The sequence below is a fragment of the Cryobacterium sp. genome (assembly GCF_025463825.1).
GTDB lineage: Bacteria > Actinomycetota > Actinomycetes > Actinomycetales > Microbacteriaceae > Cryobacterium.
Window position 1 is genome coordinate 11,961 of record NZ_JAODBG010000135.1, and the last position, 17,214, is coordinate 29,174.

The 17,214-nt window shown below is 68.6% G+C and carries 12 protein-coding genes; 6 read left to right on the plus strand and 6 right to left on the minus strand.

Annotated features, from left to right (window positions below; all coding sequences use genetic code 11):
• The first annotated feature begins 88 nt into the window (after nucleotides 1-88).
• Nucleotides 89-2,146: a glycogen debranching protein GlgX gene (gene glgX / locus JWP54_RS16710; protein WP_297374396.1), complete on the plus strand. Its 2,058-nt coding sequence runs from the start codon at nucleotides 89-91 to the stop codon at nucleotides 2,144-2,146.
• Nucleotides 2,143-2,637, plus strand: coding sequence for a Cys-tRNA(Pro) deacylase (gene ybaK, locus JWP54_RS16715; RefSeq protein ID WP_297374399.1), 495 nt, complete (start codon nucleotides 2,143-2,145; stop codon nucleotides 2,635-2,637). Before glgX ends, ybaK begins: the two co-directional genes overlap by 4 nt.
• A 78-nt stretch (nucleotides 2,638-2,715) precedes the next feature.
• Here ybaK and glgP read toward each other — a convergent pair whose 3' ends face one another.
• The gene (glgP, locus tag JWP54_RS16720) at nucleotides 2,716-5,304 is read right to left on the minus strand and encodes an alpha-glucan family phosphorylase (RefSeq protein WP_297374402.1); all 2,589 of its coding nucleotides are present in this window, start codon (nucleotides 5,302-5,304) and stop codon (nucleotides 2,716-2,718) included.
• Nucleotides 5,305-5,481: 177 nt separating this feature from the next.
• On the opposite strand from glgP, the gene JWP54_RS16725 reads away from it, so the two are divergent.
• Nucleotides 5,482-7,488 carry a maltotransferase domain-containing protein gene (locus JWP54_RS16725; RefSeq protein WP_297374428.1) on the plus strand — a complete coding sequence of 669 codons (2,007 nt, stop codon included), beginning with the start codon at nucleotides 5,482-5,484 and terminating at the stop codon, nucleotides 7,486-7,488.
• The gene (glgB, locus tag JWP54_RS16730) at nucleotides 7,485-9,701 is read left to right on the plus strand and encodes a 1,4-alpha-glucan branching protein GlgB (protein WP_297374406.1); all 2,217 of its coding nucleotides are present in this window, start codon (nucleotides 7,485-7,487) and stop codon (nucleotides 9,699-9,701) included. The genes JWP54_RS16725 and glgB overlap by 4 nt, the downstream gene beginning before the upstream one ends.
• Nucleotides 9,702-9,725: 24 nt before the next feature.
• On the opposite strand, the gene JWP54_RS16735 is transcribed toward glgB, so the two are convergent.
• Together JWP54_RS16735 and JWP54_RS16740 are read right to left on the minus strand one after the other, a co-directional pair.
• Nucleotides 9,726-10,679: a tetratricopeptide repeat protein gene (locus tag JWP54_RS16735; protein ID WP_297374409.1), complete on the minus strand. Its 954-nt coding sequence runs from the start codon at nucleotides 10,677-10,679 to the stop codon at nucleotides 9,726-9,728.
• Nucleotides 10,676-12,484, minus strand: a complete 1,809-nt coding sequence (locus JWP54_RS16740) for a hypothetical protein (RefSeq protein ID WP_297374413.1) — start codon at nucleotides 12,482-12,484, stop codon at nucleotides 10,676-10,678. Before JWP54_RS16740 ends, JWP54_RS16735 begins: the two co-directional genes overlap by 4 nt.
• Nucleotides 12,485-12,742: 258 nt before the next feature.
• On the opposite strand from JWP54_RS16740, the gene JWP54_RS16745 reads away from it, so the two are divergent.
• Both JWP54_RS16745 and JWP54_RS16750 read left to right on the plus strand, forming a co-directional pair.
• Nucleotides 12,743-14,359, plus strand: coding sequence for a DivIVA domain-containing protein (locus JWP54_RS16745; RefSeq protein WP_297374416.1), 1,617 nt, complete (start codon nucleotides 12,743-12,745; stop codon nucleotides 14,357-14,359).
• A 66-nt stretch (nucleotides 14,360-14,425) separates the two neighbouring features.
• Nucleotides 14,426-15,475, plus strand: a complete 1,050-nt coding sequence (locus JWP54_RS16750) for an AI-2E family transporter (protein WP_297374419.1) — start codon at nucleotides 14,426-14,428, stop codon at nucleotides 15,473-15,475.
• Nucleotides 15,476-15,482: 7 nt separating this feature from the next.
• On the opposite strand, the gene JWP54_RS16755 is transcribed toward JWP54_RS16750, so the two are convergent.
• Genes JWP54_RS16755 through JWP54_RS16765 form a run of 3 tightly spaced genes read right to left on the minus strand, consistent with a single transcriptional unit; the run spans nucleotide 15,483 to nucleotide 17,173 of the window.
• A complete protein-coding gene (locus JWP54_RS16755; protein ID WP_297374422.1) occupies nucleotides 15,483-16,211 on the minus strand; it encodes an alpha/beta hydrolase in 729 nt (242 codons plus the stop codon).
• 16 nt (nucleotides 16,212-16,227) lie between these two features.
• The gene (locus JWP54_RS16760; protein WP_297374425.1) at nucleotides 16,228-16,527 is read right to left on the minus strand and encodes a hypothetical protein; all 300 of its coding nucleotides are present in this window, start codon (nucleotides 16,525-16,527) and stop codon (nucleotides 16,228-16,230) included.
• 49 nt (nucleotides 16,528-16,576) lie between these two features.
• The gene (locus JWP54_RS16765) at nucleotides 16,577-17,173 is read right to left on the minus strand and encodes a lytic transglycosylase domain-containing protein (protein ID WP_297374431.1); all 597 of its coding nucleotides are present in this window, start codon (nucleotides 17,171-17,173) and stop codon (nucleotides 16,577-16,579) included.
• Nucleotides 17,174-17,214: the final 41 nt, after the last annotated feature.

A 17,214-nucleotide genomic window follows, 5' to 3' on the forward strand; every position in this document is an offset into this window, starting at 1 on the left:
CTTCACCTTCCGGCTGGTTCGGTGGCCGAGTTTTTCCGTTGTCCGGACTGGTCAGAGCGCACCGTGTTCACTCATTACTCTAGATCTCATGACTCCCGCTGACTCCCTCCGCAATCTGGGCGTCCGCGCTACGAGCAATGGCGGGGAACTTCGCGTCTGGTCGGAGCACGCTGAAGCCATCGAACTGTGTATTTTCGATCACACCGACCCCAACTGGATCGTGCGCACCGTGCCCCTGGTGCGCGACGCGCACAACGTCTGGGTGGGCCGCTCCCGTACCCTCACCGCGGGCCGCCGCTATGGCATCCGGGTGTCCGGGCCGGCCGGCCCGACGCACTCCTTCCACCCGGAGAAGACCCTGATCGACCCCTATGCCAGGGGCCTGGCACGCGTGGGCCCCGACCAGTGGCAGTCCACCATGGTCGATGGCGACTTCAACTGGGCCGGGTCGGTCAAACCGAACATCCCGATGGATCATGCTGTGGTCTATGAGACGCACGTGCGCGGGCTCAGCAAGCTGAACCCGGCCATGCCCGTGGAGCTGCGCGGCACCTACGCCGGGCTGGCCCACGAGAGCACCATCGGGTACCTCAAGAACCTGGGCGTGACCACGGTCGAGCTGCTGCCCGTGCAGTCCTTCGTCTCCGAGCAGCGCCTGATCAAACAGGGCCTGACCAACTACTGGGGCTACAACACCGTCAACTTTTTCACCCCGCACGCCGACTACGCCACCCAGGCGTCCCAGTCGGAGGGGCCGGAGGCGGTCCTGCGCGAATTCAAGGGCATGGTCAAGCTCCTGCACGAGGCCGGCCTCGAGGTCATCCTCGACGTGGTGTACAACCACACCGCCGAGGAAGGGCCGGCCGGGCCGGTCTCGAGCCTGCGCGGCATCGACAACGCCACGTACTACCGGCAGAACGCCAAGGGCCACTACATCGACGTCACCGGATGCGGCAACACCGTCAATTTCGGTCACGACGTGCCCATCCGCCTGGTGCTGGATTCGCTGCGATACTGGGCCAACGATGTGCAGATCGATGGGTTCCGGTTCGACCTGGCCGCGACCCTCGGCCGGGACGCCGACGCGCACTACACGCCGGACCACCCGCTGCTCACCGCGATCCGCGACGACCCGGACCTCGCCGGCGTGAAACTCATCGCCGAACCGTGGGATGTCGGCATGGGCGGCTGGCAGACCGGCAACTTCCCGACCGGCTGGACCGAATGGAACGACCGGTACCGCGACCGGATGCGATCCTTCTGGCTCACCGACATCGCCGCCGTCCGAAACAACTCCACCTCCGACAGCGGCATCGGCCGGTTCGCCTCCCGTCTGGCCGGGTCGGCCAACACCTTCACGCTGGAGCGCGGCCCGCTGGCGTCGCTGAATTTCATCACCGCGCACGACGGCTTCACCATGGCCGACCTCACCGCCTACGACGTCAAGCACAATGTGGGCAACGGCGAGGCGAACCGGGACGGCACCGACGGCAACAACTCGTTCAACCACGGGGTGGAGGGCCCCACCCGCGACGCCACCGTGCTGCGCACCCGGCGGCGCGCCATGCGCAACCTGCTGGGCACCCTGTTGCTCTCCGCCGGGGTGCCGATGCTGACCGCCGGGGACGAGTTCGGCCGCAGCCAGCGCGGCAACAACAACGCCTATTGCCACGACAGCGAGCTGACCTGGCTGGACTGGAACTTCGACGACTGGCAGCAGGATTTGCACCGGGTGACCCGCCGGCTGCTGGCCCTGCGCCGGGAGAATCCGGCGCTGCGGCCCGTCCGGTTCGGCCGGCCAGGGCACACCACCCTCAGCGCCTCCCAGATGGACTGGTACAACGCCGCCGGGGCATCGATGTCCGAGGCGGACTGGAACTCCCCCCGGGAGCGCACCCTGCAGTACCTCGCGGCGAGCACCCCGGAGCATGAGGCCTTCAACCGGATCCTGCTCATCGTGCACGGCCTGGAGACCCCCGCCGAGGTGACCCTGCCCGTGCACTCCGGCGTGTCCGGCTACACGGTGCTCTGGGACTCCAGCCACGATGACATCCGCGAGGTGCAGAGCTCGCACATGCCGGGCGCCAGGCTCACCATGGGCGGCACGTCGATGCTGCTGCTGCGGGCAGAAGAAGCCCGGCCGTGACCAAACCGGATGCCGGCGGTGGCACCCCCGCAACGGTCGCGCTGCAGCGCGCCGGCATCCGCTTCACCGCCCACTCCTATGCGCATGATGCAGGCGCGGCCGGCTACGGCCTCGAAGCGGCCGACAAGCTGGGCCTCGACGCCGACCGGGTATTCAAGACCCTGCTCGCCGATGCCGACGGCACCCTGGTCGTGGCGGTGGTGCCGGTGTCCGGCCAGCTCGACCTCAAGGCGCTGGCGGCGGCCGTCGGTGCGAAGAAGGCCGTCATGGCCGACCCCAAACTCGCGGAGCGGAAAACCGGCTACGTGCTCGGCGGCATCAGCCCGGTCGGCCAGAAGACCCGGCACACCACGGTGCTGGATGAAACCGTCGAACTCTTCGACACGGTCTTCGTGTCCGGTGGCCGCCGTGGTTTCGACCTCGAGCTCTCCCCCGCCGACCTGATCACCGTGACCGGCGCCACGGTCGCCGCGATCGGGAGGGTCCGTTGACCAACCCTCCCGCTGACGGCGAGCACGACGCCGAGCCGTAGAGCGGCCAGGAGAGGTGCGGTGGGCGCCGGCGGGCGGTCAGTTCGCGACGGCGACCAGCCCCATCTCGGCCGCACTGGCCAGGAGGTCGTTCCTGGGCACCACGCGCACGGTGTAACCGAACCCGCCGGCCCGGTCGAGTTCCACGGTGCCGGTGAACAGGGTCGGCGCTCCGTACACGGCCGTCGTGGTGGCATCCTGGCCGAGGGTGTCGTCGATGGCCGCCAGGGACTGGGTGCTCACATCGGTGAGGTCGTCACCGCCGGAGCTCTTGCCGTAGACGACCTGCACGGTCACGTCCTCCGGGTCGAGGCCGTTGAGCTGCACGTGCGCCCGCAGGCGCAAAGCGTCGCCCACCTGCGGGACGGGGGCCACACCGCCGGACTCCACATGTTCCACCGCGACGCCGGGCCAGGCGGCACCGATCCGCTGTTTCCAGGCGGCGAGTTCCCGTGCTCCCCGGTAGTTGTTCCCGGACAGCCGCGCCTCGGAGGCGCCGGCGGGCCGGTAGAGCTTCTCCACGTATTCGCGCACCATTCGGCCGGCGTTGAGCTCCGGGGAGAGCCCGGCAAGGGTCTTGCGGATGTTGGCGACCCAGCGAACGGGAACGCCGTCGCCGTCCCGGTCGTAGAACGGCGGCGCCACCTGGTGCTCGATCAGCTCGTAGAGGGCGTCGGCCTCGAGTCGGTCCCGTTCGGCCGGATTGATGCTGGCGTCGGCAGACGGGATCGCCCAGCCGTTCTGGCCGTCGAAGTATTCCGGCCACCAGCCGTCCAGGATCGACAGGTTGAGGGCGCCGTTGAGTGCGGCCTTCATCCCGGAGGTTCCACAGGCCTCGAGCGGGCGCAGCGGGTTGTTCAGCCACACATCGGTGCCCGGGTACATCAACTGGGCCATGCCGATGTTGTAGTCGGGCAGGAACGCGATCTTGGTGCGCAGTTCCGGGTCCGCGGCGAACTGCACGATCTTCTGGATCAGCCGTTTGCCCTCGTCGTCGGCGGGGTGCGACTTGCCGGCGATGACGATCTGCACCGGGTGATCCGGGTGCAGCAACAGGGCACGCAGCCGCTCCGGGTCGTGCAGCATCAGGGTCAGGCGCTTGTAGGTGGGCACCCGCCGGGCGAAGCCGATGGTCAACACGTTCGGGTCGAAGACCTGGTTGATCCACGCGGGCACCAAGCCGCCGGGGTTCTGCACCAGCCAGGCCGCCGCGATGCGCCGACGGGCATCCTCGACGAACTGGCGGCGCATGTCGCCGCGCACGTCCCAGAGGTCCTCATCGCTGACCGCGGGAGACGTCCAGTCTGCGGTGGACGTGTCGCTCGTGCCGAGCCGGTTCTGGGCGAGGGCCTTGAGCGCCGGGTCGGTCCAGGTCGGCGCGTGCACACCGTTGGTGATCGACGTGATCGGCACCTCGCTGGCGTCGAACCCCGGCCACAGGCCGCTGAACATCTGCCGGCTCACCTCGCCGTGCAGCTTGGAGACCCCGTTGGCGTGCTGGCCGAGCCGAAGGCCCATGACGGCCATGTTGAACACGTCCGGCGAACCGCCGGGGTAATTCTCCGCGCCCAGACCCAGCAGGTCATTTACGGCGACGCCGGGCAGCAGGTCAGTTTCGAAGTAGCGGCGCACCAGGGAACTCTCGAACCGGTCGATGCCCGCCGCCACGGGAGTGTGAGTGGTGAACACGGTTCCGGCGCGGACCACCTGCAGCGCCTCGGCGAAGCTGAGCCCCTCGCCGATCAGGCTGGAGATGCGTTCGAGGCCGAGGAACCCGGCATGCCCCTCGTTGGTGTGGAACACCTCCGGCTCGGCGCGCCCGTTCAGGTTGCTCCACAACCGTACGGCTCGGGCGCCGCCGATGCCCAGCAGCAGCTCCTGCAGCAGCCGGTGTTCGCCGCCGCCGCCGTAGAGCCGGTCGGTGACCAGGCGCAACTCGTCGGTGTTCTCCGGGATGTCGGTGTCCAGCAGCAACAGCCGGATGCGGCCGACCCTGGCCTCCCACACCCTGGCGTGCAGGGTGCGGTCCTCCGGCATCGCCAGCGACACCTGCACCGGGGACCCATCGGCGCGGCGCAGCACCGAGAGCGGCAGCCCGTCGGGATCGAGCAGCGGGTAGCTCTCCAGCTGCCAGCCGTCCGTGGAGATCGCCTGGCTGAAGTAACCGGCCTTGTAGAACAGGCCCACGCCCACCAACGGCACGCCCAGGTCCGACGCGCTCTTGAGGTGGTCACCGGCGAGGATGCCCAGGCCGCCGGAGTACTGCGGAAGCGCGGCGGCGATGCCGAACTCCGGGGAGAAGTAGGCGATCGACTCCGGCTTGGCGCCGGCCAGGTCCTGGTACCAGCGGGGTTCGGTGAGGTACGCGCGCAGATCGTCGCGCACCCGGTTGACACCGGCGACGTAGTCGCGGTCGTCGGCGAGTTCCACCAGCCGGGCCGGGTCGACGGCGCCGAGCAGCGCCACCGGGTCGGTGCCGATGCGACGCCACAGTTCGGGGGCGATGTGCTCGAACAATTGCCGCGTGGGTTCGTGCCACGACCAGCGTAAATTGCCGGCCAGCTCGTCGAGCGCGGCGAGCGACTCGGGCAGGACGGCGCGGACGGTAAATTTGCGGATGGCCTTCACAACCTCACCTTAGGGGCGTGTTGTGTCCAACGGGTAACGATCATGTGCGTGTGCCCCCACCGATTCGGTCCTCGTTCGCGCTACGGTCGTTGTGTGGCTAAGACAGTGAAAAGAACCGGTACCACCCCCTCGACGCCGAGCTCGGCGGATGTCCCGACCAAAGTCGGACGCATCCCGGTGCTCGATCTCTCCCCCCAGCTCAGCGACAATCTCTGGCCCGCGAAGGCGTTCGCCGGCGAGGTCGTCCCGTTCGGCGCCACCGCGTTCCGGGAGGGACACGACGCCATCGGTGTGATGTTGCAACTCACGGCGCCGGATGGCCGCCAGACGCAGCATCCGATGCACCTGACCCTGCCAGGCACCGACCGCTACGCGACGGCGGTGCGTCTGGACCGCCAGGGCTCATACACCTACCGGGTGCGCGGTTACGCAGACGACTTCGCCACCTGGGTGCACAACGCCCGGATCAAGATTCCCGCGGGCATCGACGTCGAACTCACCTTTCTGATCGGCTCGACCCTCTTCGCCGCCGCCGGCAAGGACCTGAAGCGACCCATCGTGCAGCGCCGCCTGTTCGCCGCCGCCGCGAAGACGCTCGCCAACACCCGGCTGCCCCTTGGCACCCGCTTCGCGCAGGTCAACGATCCCGCCCTCGCCGCCGCGGCCGCGGTGCACCCGCTGGCCAGCGTCGAATCCTTCTCAGCCGAGCGCACCGTCCGCGTCGAACGGACCCGCGCCGGGGTCGGCTCCTGGTACGAATTCTTCCCCCGCTCCGAAGGCGCCGTGCCCCGGGAGGACGGCAGCTGGCAGAGCGGAACCTTCCGCAGCGCCGCTGCCCGACTGCCCGGCGTCGCAGCGATGGGTTTCGACGTGCTCTACCTGCCGCCGATCCACCCCATCGGCCGCGCCTTCCGCAAGGGTCCGAACAACACCCTCGACGCCGGTGAGAACGATCCGGGCTCGCCCTGGGCGATCGGCTCAGCGGCCGGCGGCCACGACGCCATCCACCCGGACCTCGGCACCATCGACGACTTCCGGTTCTTCCTCGACGCCGCCGGCACCGCCGGGCTCGAGGTCGCCCTCGACCTGGCCCTGCAGGCCTCCCCCGACCACCCGTGGGTGACGGAGCACCCCGAGTGGTTCACGACCCTGCCGGGCGGCACCATCGCCTACGCGGAGAACCCGCCGAAGAAGTACCAGGACATCTACCCGATCAACTTCGACAACGATCCCGCCGGAATCCGCGCGGAGGTGCTGCGCCTGGTGCGCTACTGGATCAGCGTCGGCGTGAAGATCTTCCGGGTGGACAACCCGCCCACCAAGCCGCTGGACTTCTGGGAGTGGCTGATCGGCACGATCAACCGGGAGAACCCCGACGTGGTGTTCCTGGCCGAGGCGTTCACCCGGCCCGCCCTGCTGCAGGGCCTGGCCAAGGTCGGCTTCCAACAGTCGTACACCTACTTCACCTGGCGCAACACGAAGGAAGAACTCGAGGAATTCTTCGACGGCCTGGCCCACGAGACCGCCGACTTCCTGCGCCCGAACCTGTTCGTGAACACCCCGGACATCCTCTCCGAGTACCTGCAGTTCGGCGGTCCGGCCGCGTTCAAGATCCGAGCGGCCCTCGCCGCGACGGCCGCTCCTACCTGGGGCGTCTACGCCGGCTTCGAACTGTACGAGAGCGTCGCCCGCCCCGGTGCTGAAGAGAACATCGACAACGAGAAGTACCAATACCGGCCCAGGGACTACGCCAAGGCCGAGGCGCTGGGCAAGTCCCTCTCGCCCTTCCTGGCCCAGCTCGGCCGCATCCGCGCCGCGCACCCCGCGCTGCGGCAGCTGCGGAACCTCGACATCCACTCCAGCGACGACGATTCGATCCTGGTGTACAGCAAGTACCTGGCCGCGGAGTTCACCGACGACGGCCGGGCGGATGCCCTGATCATCGTCGCCAACGTCGACCCGCACTCGGTGCGGGAGAGCGTCGTGCACCTCGACGTCACCCGGTTCGGCATGGCCCCCGGGGCGACCTTCGAGGTAGAAGACCTTCTCACCGGGGCCGTCTGGACCTGGTCGGCCGACAACTTCGTTCGCCTGGACGCGTTCACCGAACCCGTGCACATCCTGCACGTTCGGTTCCCGGCGCCTGCGAACACCCTGCCGACACAGAATGGACTGGCCGTATGAAACACGCCACCGGCCACCCCGCCGACGAACTGCCGGTGATCCCCGCGCACATCCTCGAGACCGTCTCCGTGGGCTCGTACTACAACCCGCACGAGGTCCTCGGCCAGCACCTGCTCAACCTGCCCGGCATCACTGAGCCGCTCACCGTCATCCGCGCGCTCCGCCCGCTGGCGAACGAGGTCATCGCCGTGCTGTCCACCGGCGCCCGCGTCGAACTCGCCCACCTGGGTTTCGGTATCTGGCAGGGCGTGAGCACCATCGGCCCGCAGGACTACGAGATCGAAGCGCACTACGAGGGCGGCCCGGCCTGGACCAGCGACGACCCCTACCGGTACCGGCCCACCCTCGGTGAGCTCGACCTGCACCTGATCGGCGAGGGCCGGCACGAGCGCCTGTGGGACGTCCTCGGTGCGCACGTGCGCACCTTCACCGGGGTGACCAAGCCCGTCAGCGGCACTTCGTTCTCGGTCTGGGCGCCGCACGCCCGCGCCGTGCGCATCATCGGCGACTTCAACGGCTGGTACGGCGTGCTGCACTCCATGCGCAACATGGGCAGCACCGGAGTCTGGGAACTCTTCGTGCCGTCCCTGGCCGCCGGATCCAACTACAAGTTCGAGATCCTCACCCAGGCCGGCGGATGGATCCAGAAGGCCGACCCGATGGCCCGGTACACCGAGATCCCGCCGCTCACCGCGTCGGTGGTCGGCGAGAGCGCCTACAGGTGGGCCGACGACGCCTGGCTCGCCACCCGCAGTGCCACCGACCCGCACAACCGAGCCATGAGCGTCTACGAGATGCACGTCGGCTCGTGGCGACCCGGCCTGGGCTACCGGGCCCTTGCCGACGAGCTGATCGCCTACCTCGAGGAACTCGCGTACACCCACGTGGAGTTCATGCCACTGTCGGAGCATCCCTTCGGCGGCTCCTGGGGCTACCAGGTCACCGGGTACTACGCTCCGACCAGCCGCTTCGGCCACCCGGACGACCTGCGCTACCTGATCGACCGGCTCCACCAGGCCGGCATCGGCGTGATCATGGACTGGGTGCCCGGCCATTTCCCCAAGGACGACTTCGCGCTGGCCCGGTTCGACGGGCAGGCGCTGTACGAGCACCCGGACCCGCGCCGCGGCGAGCAGATGGACTGGGGCACCTACGTCTTCGACTTCGGCCAGCAGCAGGTACGCAACTTCCTCGTCGCCAACGCGCTGTACTGGCTGGAGGAGTTCCACATCGACGCCCTCCGGGTCGACGCGGTGGCATCGATGCTGTACCTGGATTACTCCCGCAAGGACGGCGAGTGGGAGCCGAACAAGTTCGGCGGCCGGGAGAACCTCGAGGCGATCAGCCTGCTCCAGGAGATCACCGCGACCGCGTACAAGCGCAACCCCGGCACCATCATGATCGCCGAGGAGTCCACCAACTGGGGCGGCGTCACCGCGGCGACCTCCGGCGGCGGCCTCGGCTTCGGGCTCAAGTGGAACATGGGCTGGATGCACGACTCGCTCGAGTACATGAGTGAAGACCCGATGCATCGCGCGTACCACCACAACGAGATGACTTTCTCGTTCGTCTACGCGTTCAGCGAGAACTTCCTGCTGCCGATCAGCCACGACGAGGTCGTGCACGGCAAGGGCTCGCTGATCGCCAAGATGCCGGGTGATTCCTGGCAGCAGCTCGCGAATGTGCGGGTGTACCTGGCGTTCATGTGGGCGCACCCGGGCAAGCAGCTCCTGTTCATGGGCTCGGAGTTCGGGCAACGCTCCGAGTGGAGCGAAGAGCGCGGCCTGGACTGGTGGATGCTCGACCAGCCCGGCCACCGCGGCCTGTTCAACCTGGTCGGCCAGCTCAACCGGGTGTACCGCGACACGCCCAGCCTGTGGGCCCGTGACAACGAACCCGGCGGGTTCGAGCTGCTCGACGGCGGTGCCGCAGCGGAGAACGTCATCACCTTCGTGCGCCGGGACAACGACGGCACCCCGGTCGCCTGCCTGTTCAACTTCTCCGGCCGCCCACACACGGGCTACCGGGTGGGGCTGCCCCAGGCGGGCAGCTGGGAGGAGATCCTCAACACCGACGCCGAGAACTTCGGCGGCTCAGGGGTGGGCAACCTCGGCGAGGTGCACGCCATGGCGGAGCCGTGGGCGGGTCGTCCCGCGTCCGCGACGCTCAACCTGCCGCCACTCGGCGCCCTCTGGTTGCGCCTGCGGCGCTAGCCGCAACTCCGGGCGTACCGGGGGTCAGTAGAGCAGCGCGGTGAGGCGCTTGCGGGCCGGGGGCACACGCGGGTCGTCGGCGCCGACGACCTCGAACAGCTCCAGCATCCGCTGGCGGATGGCGTTCTTGCCGGCCGCATCCTGACCGGGGAACAACCCCAGCAACCGGTCGAAGGAGTCCTCGATGTGGCCGCCGGACAGGTCCAGGTCGGCCACCAGCAGCTGGGCGTCGAGGTTGTCGGGGTCGTCCGCGGCAGCGGCGCGCACCTCGGCGATGGTCTTTCCCTGTAGGCGGCCGAGCAGGCTCACCTGGGCGAGGCCTGCGGTGGCCATGACGTCGCGGGGATCCCGGGCAAGGGCCAGCTTGTAGATGTCGATCGCGGCGGCGTAGTCCCCGCGTTCGATGGCGTCATACGCCTCGCGGTGATGCGGGGGCAGCTCGGGTTCCACCGGCTCGGCCGGCTCGGCGGTCTCTCCCCCGGCGGCATCGGCAACGCCGGTCACCCCGTGCTGGGCGGCGAGTTCGAGGACCCGTTCGAGCACCTCACGAATCTGCACCACTGGCAGCACCCCGTCGAACAGCTGTACGGGCTGACCGTTGATGACCGCTGCGAGCGTGGGGACCGACGTGGCCTGGAAGGCTTGCGCGAGCTGCGGGTTGGTGTCGATGTCCACGGTGGCGAGCACGAACCGGCCGTTGTACCCACGGATCAGGTTTTCGATGACCGGGGTCAGCTGGGTCGCCGGTTCGCTCCACTGCGCCCACAGGTCCACGATCACCGGCACGAACTTGGACAGTTCGAGCAGCTCGGCGAAGTTGGTGTCCGTGCCCTCGAGCACCAGGTTCGGCACCGGCACCGCACCGCCGGCCGCACCGGCACCCGGAGCGCCGGGCGCGGCCGCGGGCGGGCGGTTCACGAGCGAGGACAGGTCAACGGCGCCGCGCAGGTTGGAGCCGGCGGGAGGGACAACGGTCATGGGAGCTCCACTGAAGAGATCAGTCCCTGGCTGAAGCCAAGGAGAACGATTTTGTCGGATGAGTTGGCGGGGGGCACGTGGAACAGGATCTGCGTGCCGTAGGTGCTTTCGACGCCCTTGGCGGTGCTCTCGATGCCGGAGAGGGCCTTGCTCGGCCCCTCAAGGGTAATGGTGGCCTTGCCGTTCACAGCCTTCACCTGCGTGATCTCGTTGATGCTCACGGCCACGATACTGCCGGAATCGTTGGTGGCGAGGGCGACGACTTCACCGCTGCCGGCGGCGTTGCTGAACTCGATCGACCCGGTGTCTTCAAGGTCGGCCTCGCGCTGGGCCTTGCTCTCCACGCCCAGCTGGGTGCGAGCAGTATCGCCCTCCGCATCGAACAACGGGAACGTCGCGCTGGCCTCGCCGTTCAGCAGGAGGTCGGCGTAGGCTGGGCCGACCTCGGCCGGCGCCATGACCATGAACTTATTGTCCGGGGCGATCAGCGGGGCACCGATGCTGGCAGGCGCCACGTCGGGAACCTTCGCGGAGGCCTCGAGCTGGATGGTGTATTCCACCAGGTACTTCTCCCGTGGGGAGGCCTGCTTGAGGACCAGCGCCATGGTGGGCACCGATGCCTCGTCCTCGGACTGCAGCACCGTCATGACCACCCGCGGCCAGGTGGATGTCTGCTGCGGCAGCGTGAGGGTCAGCGGCGCAGCCGGCAGCGCGACGGTCGGGGTGAACGACGAGTCGGCAGAGCGGATCTTGTAGTTGGCCAGGCGCTGTTCAAGGGCCGGTCCGGTGAACCGGGTGCCCAGGCTGTCGGCGTCCAGGGCCGCGTCGGCGGCGGTCGTCAACGTCACAATCTCACCGACGATGCGTTCCAACTGCGGCTGGGTCACCGCGGGCGGCGGCAACTCATCGATCACGGGAGCCTCGGTCCCGGTCGCCGTCGGCGACGCGGTGGCCGTGACGGTTCCCTCGGCCTCCGGTGCGGCCGCCGGCCAGAACTCGGGCGAGCATCCGGTCAGGGCGAAGCCCGTCACCAGGATGACCGGCACCGCGATCATGGACCGGCCGATCGACCGGCGGGGGCCGGTGATCTCGCTGGCCTTGATGGTCTTCGGCCGGGGCGCGCGGGGCAGCCGGGGCATCCGGGGGCCGCGGGGCACGTTGCGCCGGGGGCGGCGGGAGCGGCGGAAGTGCAGCAAGCCGAGCAGGTAGATGACGAAACCGATCAGCGCCATCAGCGCACCGCCCACGATCAACGGTCCTGCCCACGGGGTGGAGTTGTCGGTCGGCCACGCCACGCTGATGTCGGTGGGTGCCGGCGCGGTGCCGTCCGAGGCGAGGACCACCGAGATTCCGTCCGGCACGTTCAGCGTCGTGGTCAGAGAACCCTGCCCGGCGAACTCCTCCAGCCACAGGTCCGAGCCGGCGGGGTTGGTCGGCAGTTCCTCGGGCAGCACGGACGGTTCCGCATCAACCGGGGTCCCGGTGGCGCTGGTCACGGTGAGCGCGGGGCTGTCTGTCTCCTCCAGACCGATGGCGGCGTAGCTGTCGTTCCCGATCCAGGCCTGGATGTCGGCGGTGCGGCCGTAGGCCATGAAGATGGTGTCCGCGCCGCTCACCGTGATGGTCTGGCTGCCGGGCACCGCGGCGAGGGCCGCGCCGTCGATGATCGCGTACCGTGAGCCGTCGTCGATGGTCGCGGTCAGGCTCGCCGAGGCGGGCTCAAGAAAAATGGTCCGCTGCGCGATGCCGAATGCGATCATGAGCGCGGCGAGGACGAAAGCCAAAATGGCGAAAACGAAACGCACGTAAAACCCTCCAGTGTTGCCTGCCGATGGCTGTGTCGAACAGGTAGCCATCGTTGTCGGGGCCGGGAAGCAACAGACACGGACGTCTCACGATAGTGGACGCTCCTGAAAGCTGCCTAATAGCGGCGCGGGAGGCTTTTTTGCCGCTGACAGGCGCATCCTTCCCGGGCCGCGGGAGCGGCTGCGTCGCCGGGGCACTAAAATCGACGGGGCTGCTCCGCCCTCACGGTGCGGGCGGCCCCATTATGAGGAGAGAACGTGGCGACCGAAGAGTCTGACTTCACCCAGGTGTTCCGCGGGTACGACAGGGACGAGGTCGACAAGGCCCTCCAGGGGCTGCGCCGTGACCTGATCCATGCCAACGCGCAGGCCACGGAGGCCGCCAAGGAGATCAAACGCCTCGGCGCCCGGGTCGACGACCTGAACGCCGAGATCGAAGAGGTGGGCAGTCCCACCTTCTCGGGCCTCGGCACCAAGCTCGAGAACACCCTGCGGGTGGCCGAGGAACAGTCGACCCGGGTGATCGCCCAGGCCGACATCGACGCTGAAAAGCTGCGCGCGTCAGCGTCCGCCGAGGTGGACGCGATGAAGCGCCAGGCCGCGGACCACGCCGGCCGCTCGGTCTCCGACGCGACGGTCAAGGCCGGGCGTCTGCTCGCGGAGGCCCGGTCCGAGGCTGATGACCTGCTCGAGGGCGCTCACGGCACCGCCGACCAGCTCATTCAGGATGCGGTGCATGAGGCGGCCGCCATCCGCGGCGCCGTGGCCACCGAGGCGGCGGAACTGCGTGCCACCGTCAAACGCGAAGTCGCCGCCCTCCGTTCGGCCGCTGAACGCGAAGCCGCCGAGGTTCGAGTCGTCGCCCAGCGAGAAGCCACCGAGGCCAGGGAGATCGCCGCCGGCCTGACCAGGGAGACCGAACTCACCCGCGCCGAAGTCGCCCACGAACTGGACCAGCAGCGCGCCGACCTGGCCAGGGAGACGGAACAGACCCGCATCGACCTGGCGGCCGAGACCGAGCAGGACCGCATCGACCTCGCCCGGGAAACCGAACAGGCTCGCATCGACCTGGCCCACGAAACCGAACAGGCCCGCACCGACCTGTCCGTGGAGATCGAGCAGGGCCGTACCGACCTGGGCCGGGAAATCGACGACACCCGGGCCGCGCTCGCCGTCGAAGGAGAGCAGGCGCACACCGACCTGGGCCGGGAGCTGGACCGCAACCGGGCCGGTGTCATCCGTGAGCTCGACAAGGCCCGCGCCGATCTGGCTGCCGAAATCCAGCAGGCCAGGGCCGACCTGGCCCGGGAGCTCGAACAGACCAAGGCAGACTTCGACGCCGACAGCGAGCAGGCCAGAATCGACCTGGACAACCACCTCACCGCCACCCGCAAGCGGGGCGAGCACGACGCGGCCAAGCTCCGCCGCGAGATCGACCAGGTGCGCGCCGACCTCGAGGTCGAACTCAAGGCTCGGCGGGATGAGGCGGAGCAGGACCATCTGGCGCGCCACCAGCAGGCCGTCGCGCAGACAGAGACGTACCTTGACGACTCCACGAGGCAGCTGACCGACACGAACGCCCGCACCGCTGAGCTCCGGGCGCTGAACGAGACCCTCGACACCGGAGCCCGCGAGGAAGCCAAGTCGCGGCGGTCGGCAGCCAACGACGACGCCGAACGCATCGTTCGCGATGCCGAGGACCGGGCCGCGACCCTGCTGGCCGACACGGAGACACGCACCCGCGAACTCGTCGCTGACGCCGAAGACCGTCTCGCCCAGATTAGGATTGAGCGCGACTCGGTCGCCGGCTATTTCGAGAGCCTGCGCAGCGTCCTGACCCAGGCGGAGAAAGTGAACTCCGACCCTGACCAGTAACACTTTCGCCTCACCGGTTCGTCTCACACGGCTGGCTCGGCCCGGATCAAATGTGTGGAGACAACTGTGAAGATCCAAAACGCCTTCCGTCTGGGCCTGGTGGGAACCCTGGGCGTCGGTGTCGGGATTCTCATCCTCAACTCCGTGGTGTCGCTGTCGACGATCATCACGTACATCGGCGCCGCCCTGTTCCTCGCCCTGGGGCTGGACCCGGCGGTGTCCTGGCTGGAGAAGAAGAAATTCCCCCGCTGGGCGGCCATCCTCACGGTCCTCGTGGCCGTGCTGGGCGTCCTGACCGGGGTCATCTTCGCGATCGTGCCGATCATCGTCGACCAGGTCGCCAAGCTGTCCGAACGCATCCCCGACCTGGTCACGTCCGTGAACACTTCGACGTTCCTCGACGACCTGCAAAAGCAGTTCCCGGGCCTGGACGTGCAGAAGATCGTCGAGTCCGTCACCGATTACCTGGGCGGCAACGTCACGACGATCACCACGGCCATCGTCGCCTCCGGCGTCGCCATCGTCAGCGGCCTGTTCGGCGGCCTGATCATCCTGATTCTCACTCTGTACTTCACCGCGTCGCTGAACACCATGAAGCGGGCCACCTACCAGCTCGTTCCGGCCTCCAAGCGCGAACGCTTCGCAGACCTGAGTGAGCAGATCACCACGGCCGTCGGTCGCTTCATCGTCGGGCAGGGCGCCCTGGCCGCCTGCAACGGCGTGCTCAGCTTCATCTTCCTGTCGATCATCGGCGCCCCGTTCCCGGCGCTGCTCGCGGTGATCGCGTTCCTGTTCTCACTGATCCCGCTGGTCGGCACGATCACCGGGTCGGTGATCATCGTCCTCACCTGCATGATCCCCGGAATCGGCAGCTCCTGGTTCACCGTCCTCGTGGCCGGGATCTACTACCTGGTCTACATGCAGATCGAGGCGTATGTGCTGAGCCCGAACATCATGAACCGGGCGGTGGCCGTGCCCGGCGCCGTCGTCGTGGTTGCCGCCCTCGCCGGTGGTTCGCTGCTCGGCATCCTGGGCGCCCTGATCGCCATCCCGGTGGCGGCGTCGGTGATCATGATCATCAAGCAGGTCGTGATCCCGCGCCAGAACGAGCTGTAAGGGCCGCTTAGAGCTCGTCGGCCCATTCGTCGGGTAACGGGCCGGCGGACGGGTTCACGACCGCCACGATTTCGTTGAGCACCCGGCGGGTCTGGTTCTCCCCCACCCACAGGTGCTTGGCGCCGTCCACCGCGATCAACGTCGCGTCCGGCACACTGGCGAAGCGGGCGCGCGCCGATTCCGGGCGCAGGTAATCGTCGTGCTCCGGCACCAGAACAACGAGCTCGCGCTCGTTGCCCGCCCAGGCCGCCAGTTCCGCATCCGTCGCCCGGTGCAGCGGCGGCGACAGCAGGATGGCCCCGTGGATCGGGTGCTCGAGCCCGTACTTGATCGCCAGTTCGGTGCCGAAGGACCAGCCGACCAACCAGGGGTCTGGCAGGCCGCGCTCGGCCACGAACGCCATCGCCGCCGCCACGTCGGCGCGCTCCGTGTCGCCGTGGCCGAAGCTGCCCTCGCTGGTGCCACGCGGGGAGCTGGTGCCCCGGGTGTTGAACCGGAGGACCGCGAGGTCGGCCAGCGCCGGCAGGCGCCCGGCGGCCTTCCGCAGGATGTGGGAGTCCATGAAACCCCCGCTGGTCGGCAGCGGATGCAGGGTCACCAGCGTCGCGACGGGCGGGCGGCCCGCTGGCACGGCGAGCTCGCCGACGAGGGTCAGGCCGTCCTCGGTGTGCAGTTCGATGTGCTCACGGACGGCCGGCAGCTCGATGCCGCCACGGATCTCGACCGGTGCGGTCATGGATGCTCCTCGTTGGTTATTTGATCTTCCAGCAGTGCAGGTGCCAGTGCCGTCTGGCGGCGAGATCTGCGGCGTCGCCGGTAACCCCGTCGCCGCGCCAGGTCACCATATGGGCGACGCCCGGGGCGATGTCCAACCGGCAGCCGGGACACAGGTAGGTCTTCACGGCTTGTGCGGCGCTGATCGGCTGCACGTGCCAGAGACCGTCCCGCTTCACCTCGGAGCGGCGCCAGCCGGCCAGCATGCGCGACAGGTCGTCGCTCTCGTCTTCTCCGGTGCCGCTTCGGCGACCCTTGGGGCGATTGCTGCGCGGCATGGCTTAAGTGTACCCGGGCGTCCCGGCCGGGTCAGGAGCGAGACGGCGCTCAGTACCAGCCGACGTCGACCGAGTGGCCCCACGCGCCGCACGGCGTGCCGTAGCGTCCGCTGATGTAGCCCAGGCCCCATTCGATCTGGGTGCCGGCGTTGGTCTGCCAGTCGGACCCGGCGCTGGCCATCTTGGAGCCGGGCAACGACTGCGGGATACCATAGGCGCCGCTGCTGGAGTTGGCCGCGTTGACCCGCCAGCCCGACTCCTTGTTCCACAGCGACACCAGGCAGTTGAACTGGTCGGTGCCCCAGCCGCGGGCGGCGACGGCGCCGGCTGCGTACGCCTGCGCCGAACCCGGTGCGACCGATACACCACCGACGGACGCAACGATCACGGGTACGGGTTCCGGCTCGGGTTCGACGACGGTGTAACCGTCGATCGTGACCGTGTTGGAGACGACGGTACTGGCCACCGACAGGGACTGCGCGGCTTCGCCGTCGTACCGGTCCGAGGTGGCACCGGCCACCTGGAAGTAGGGGGACGCCGTGGCACCGGAGTACGGGTCGACGACGGTCACGAGCACGAACGCGGCCGCGGCGCTGAACGCGAAGAAGGACAGCGCAACATGGCCACGGGACTTCGGGCGCTGCATGCTGCGCTGGGGCGGCCGGCTGGACCGCGGTGCGGCGGCGG